Below are 4537 nucleotides of genomic sequence, written 5' to 3' on the forward strand. Positions count from 1 at the left end.
GCAGCTCCCAGCGGCCCTCGAAGGTGGCGCGCGCCGTGGAGGACTCGGGCTGGACCACGGGGGCGTCGCAGCAGTGCAGCGCTTCTGCCTGCCCCCATTCCAGGGGAGCGGGCTCTGGCGCCTTCTGGCCGTGGCCACAGCAGCAGGTGGCCCGCAGGCGGAGCTCGTCCTGGCACAGGTGCAGCAGTCCCGTGAGCGCACCCAGACCCGAGTGCAGCCCCAGGAACAACACCAGTGCCAGTGCTCGCAGCGCCATCACGTCCTCTATGACGTACAGGAAGCCAGAGACTTACAGCCGATGCAATCGCTTCGTGCGTTGGGGGGCCGGAGACCTTCAGGAGCCCTCATGCCTGCTCGCACGGTGACGGAGCGGGGAAGACCTCTACCCCCTCTCTTCAACCCGAAAGGAGGGGAACTTCCCGGCGTCGACCGGCAGCCGCCCTAACTTGCCCGTGGAGCGGGTGCGCTTCAGGAGGTGGTGATGGGAGAGCGGCGAGGCAGGCGCCTGTTGCGAGGGCTCGGAGCGGGGGTGGTGGGGACGCTGGCGCTCACGGCGCTGGAGCCGCTGCGGGACGCCCTGCTCGGACATCGCGCTCCGTACGCCGTGCATCACATCGCCACCCGGGGGGCGCGACGGTGGCTCGGCGTGCGGCTCCGTCACCGTGCGGCCTGGCGGTGGGGACTCGCCCTGCGCTGGGTGTACGGCCCTGCCCTCGGGCTGCTCCATGCGTGGCTCAGGCCCGCGCTCCCGCGAGGGGCCGGGCCGCGCGGGCTCGCGTTGGGAGGAGGTGTGTGGCTGTTCGAGCAACTCTCCTTTCCGCTCCTCGGCGTCACCGCGCCGCCACGCACCTGGTCCCGCGCCGAGCACGGACTGCTCGCGCTCCAGACCGTGCTCTTCGGGCTCGTCACCGAGTCCGTGGCGCAATTCGAGTGAGCCCGCGGTTGTTTGCGTGACTCACGGTGCTCCAGTACCGTCGCCGCGAGCCCCCTTTGCCCGCCTCTCCTCACTCCCTTCCACTGCGTTGGCACCTCGTCCGGCTCACGCTCGGAACGCTGCTTCCCATCGTCGTCTTCTCCGCGGTCGTGGCCTTCCAGCTGGCGCGCTCGGAGCGCGAGGCCGCCGAGCGGCGCGTGGTGCGCTCGGCGCGCATGCTCGCGTCGAACTTCGATCGCGAGCTGTCCGGCACCCTCCGGGCGCTCCAGGCGCTGGCCCAGTCCGAGCATCTCGAGCGCGGTGAGCTGGAGGCCTTCCGCGCCGATTGCGAGCGGGTGCTGCGCACGCAGCCGTCGTGGAAGCTCGTGCTGCTGATCGCTTCGGACGGGCAGCCGCTGACGAACACGGCCATTCCCTGGGGGGCCCCGCTCCCGGGCATCTCCGAGCCGGAGAGCTTCGCGCGGGTCATCGAGACGCACCAGCCCCTCATCGGGGACCTCGCGCGGGGCCGCGATGGAAGGCTCGCCTTTCCCGTGCGCGTGCCGGTGATGCGCGAGGGTGCGCTCCAGTACGTGCTCACCGCCGTCATCAGCCCGGAGGCCCTCGGCTCCGTGGTGGCCGGGCAGTCCTCCGATGCCGAGGAGTGGACGCGCACGCTGGTCGACCAGCGGGGGCTCGTGGCCGCCCGCACCCGCCACCCCGAGCGCTTCGTCGGACAGCGGGCCACGCCCACGTTCCTCGAGAAGACCCGGGACGAGACCGAGGGGGTGTTCGCCAATACGTCCCTGGAGGGCGCTCAGGTCTACGTGGCCTTCAGCCGGTCACAGCTGTCGGGGTGGACCGCGGCGGTCTCCAGTCCCAAGCAGCTCCTGGACGCGCCCGTGAGCCGCTCGATGCTCACCGTCGCGGGGCTCGGGCTCGCGCTGCTGCTCGTGAGCGTGGGCGGCGCCTGGATTTTTTCCCAACGCATCGAGCGCTCCATCACGGAGGCCTCGGCCGCCGCGGCCGCCCTCTCGCGGGGAGAGCCGCCCCACATGGCGCCCTCCAGCGTGCACGAACTCGCCCGGCTCGGCGAGGCGCTGGAGCGCTCCGGGCACCTGCTGCGCGAGCGGGAGCGGGAGCGGGACGCGAACCTCGCCGCCGCCGAGACGGCACGGGCCGAGGCCGTCGCCGCCACGCACGCCAAGGACACCTTCCTCGCCATGCTCGGGCACGAGCTGCGCAACCCGCTCGCGCCCATCGTCAGCTCGCTGGAGCTGCTGCGCCGGCGGGGCCTCGCGGGGACGCCCGAGCACGAGGTCATCTCGCGCCAGCTCCGCCACGTCGTGCGCCTCGTGGATGACTTGCTCGACGTGGCCCGCATCACCCGCGGGCAGATGTCGCTGCACCGCGCGCCCCTCGAGCTGCCGTCCGCCATCTCCCGGGCCGTGGAGTCGACGGCCCCGCTGCTGGAGCAGCGGCGGCACACGCTCACGCTCGACGTGCCCACCTCGGGCCTGTGGGTGCTCGGGGACGCGGACCGGCTGACGCAGGTGGTGGCGAACCTGCTCACCAACGCGGCGAAGTACACGCCCCCAGGTGGGCACATCACCGTGCGGGCCCACGCGCACGAGGGCGGCATCGCGCTCGCCGTGGCGGACAATGGGCCGGGGCTGCCGCCGGACCTCCTCCCCCGGCTCTTCGAGCCCTTCGTCCAGGGGCCTCGCACGCTGGACCGGAGCGAGGGAGGACTCGGCATCGGCCTGGCGCTCGTGCGCAGTCTCGTCGAGGCGCACGGTGGGCGGGTGGAGCCCCACAGCGAGGGGCCCGGCCGGGGCAGCACCTTCACCGTCTGGCTGCCAGGCCACGCGCGCGCCGAGGCACCGGCCCCCGAGGACGCGCGGCGAGAGCCCGCTCCGCGCCCGGTCGAGGCCGTATCCGAGCACCCCACGCGTGTGCTGCTCGTCGACGACAACGTGGATGCCGCCGAGGGGCTGGCCGACCTGCTGGGGATGAGCGGATACGAGGTGGTCGTGGCCCACGACTGCCCCCAGGCGCTGAAGCGGGCCGAGGCGTCCCGCCCGCATGTGGCGATCCTCGACATCGGCCTGCCCGAGGTGGATGGGTATGGGGTGGCCGAGCGCCTCCGGGAGCGACTGGGGGAGGACAGCCCCGTCTTCGCCGCGCTCACGGGCTACAGCCAGGACGGGGACCGGGCCCGCAGCCAGGCGGCGGGCTTCCGCCACCACTTCGTGAAGCCTATCGACCTCGACGAGCTGCTCGCGTTCCTCGGGAAGCTGCGCCCGGCGCGCGGTGGGGTGGCGTAGGGGCCGGCCCGTCACCCGCTCGCTCCCACTGGGAGCGGGTGCCCATGGCCGGCGGGACAGGGGCTTGCTCGCCCTGGGAGACCTACCTTGGAGGGCAGTGTCGCTGTCCTCCGGGAAACACATGCCCCTCCGCATCGAAGACTATGCGCTCATCGGCGACACCCAGAGCGCCGCCCTCGTCGGCCGGGACGGCTCCATCGACTGGCTGTGCCTGCCCCGCTTCGACTCGGACTCCTGCTTCGCCGCCCTCCTCGGTACCGAGGAGCATGGACGCTGGCTGCTGGCCCCCGCCGGAGGCGTCCGCCGCGTCCAGCGCCGCTACCGCCCCGGCACCCTCGTGCTGGAGACGGACTTCGAGACGGAGGACGGCACCCTGCGCATCATCGACTGCATGCCGCCTCGGGGCCGCGAGCCGGACCTCATCCGCGAGGTGGTGTGCCTGCGGGGCCACGTCCCGGTGCACATGGACCTGGCCATCCGCTTCGGCTACGGCGGCCGGACGCCGTGGGTGCACCGCATCAACGGCCGCTCCACCGCCATGGCCGGCCCCGATGCGCTCACCCTCCGCGCCGACGTGCCCTACCGCGTGGAGGACGCCTCGCTGCGCGCCGACTTCACCCTCTCCGCCGGCCAGCGCGCCCACTTCCTCCTCACCTGGCACCCCTCCCACGAGCCCCCGCCCCGCCCCATCGACGTCACCACCGCCGTGGCGCACACCGAGGCGTGGTGGCACGCGTGGTCCGGGCGCTGCACCCATGAGGGCCCCTGGCGCGACGAGGTGCTGCGCTCGCTCATCGTCCTCAAGGCCCTCACCTACTCGCCCACCGGCGGCATCGTCGCCGCGCCCACCACCTCGCTGCCCGAGGCCCTCGGCGGCGTGCGCAACTGGGACTACCGCTACTGCTGGCTGCGCGACGCCACCTTCACCCTGCTCGCCTTGCTGGACGCGGGCTACCTGGAGGAGGCCCAGGCCTGGCGCGACTGGCTGTTGCGCGCCGTGGCCGGGGAGCCCGAGGAGACGCAGATCATGTATGGCGTGGCCGGCGAGCGCCGCCTCACCGAGGAGAGCCTGCCCTGGCTCCCCGGCTACCAGGGCGCCTCGCCCGTGCGGCTGGGCAACGCGGCCGTGTGCCAGTTCCAGCTCGACGTGTTTGGCGAGGTGCTCGACTGCCTCCACCAGGCCCAGAGCGCCGGCGTGCCCCCGCGCGAGGAGGGGTGGGGCCTGCAGTGCCAGCTGCTCGACTTCCTGGAGTCCAACTGGGAGCGCCCGGACGAGGGCATCTGGGAGGTGCGCGGC

The 4537-nt window shown here is 73.1% G+C and carries 3 protein-coding genes and 1 pseudogene; 3 read left to right on the plus strand and 1 reads right to left on the minus strand.

The features are described from left to right. Positions 1-256 (minus strand): annotated as a pseudogene (locus VF697_RS30405) (hypothetical protein); the annotation flags it as partial. A 225-nt stretch (positions 257-481) separates the two neighbouring features. Between VF697_RS30405 and VF697_RS30410 the strand changes: the two are divergent. The 3 genes from VF697_RS30410 to VF697_RS30420 all read left to right on the plus strand — a co-directional run. Further along, positions 482-934, plus strand: coding sequence for a hypothetical protein (locus VF697_RS30410; RefSeq protein ID WP_331100395.1), 453 nt, complete (start codon positions 482-484; stop codon positions 932-934). A 56-nt stretch (positions 935-990) separates the two neighbouring features. Further along, positions 991-3240, plus strand: a complete 2250-nt coding sequence (locus tag VF697_RS30415) for a hybrid sensor histidine kinase/response regulator (protein ID WP_331100397.1) — start codon at positions 991-993, stop codon at positions 3238-3240. Between the two features lie 121 nt (positions 3241-3361). After that, on the plus strand, positions 3362-4537 hold a 1176-nt coding region (locus tag VF697_RS30420; protein ID WP_331100399.1), incomplete at its 3' end, for a glycoside hydrolase family 15 protein.

This window comes from Archangium sp. (assembly GCF_036388035.1).
Taxonomy (GTDB): domain Bacteria; phylum Myxococcota; class Myxococcia; order Myxococcales; family Myxococcaceae; genus Archangium.

What these genes read in the sequence shown, in the direction of transcription:
- VF697_RS30410 (WP_331100395.1), top strand. Translation starts at nt 482, where the DNA reads ATGGGAGAGCGGCGAGGCAGGCGCCTGTTGCGAGGGCTCGGAGCGGGG.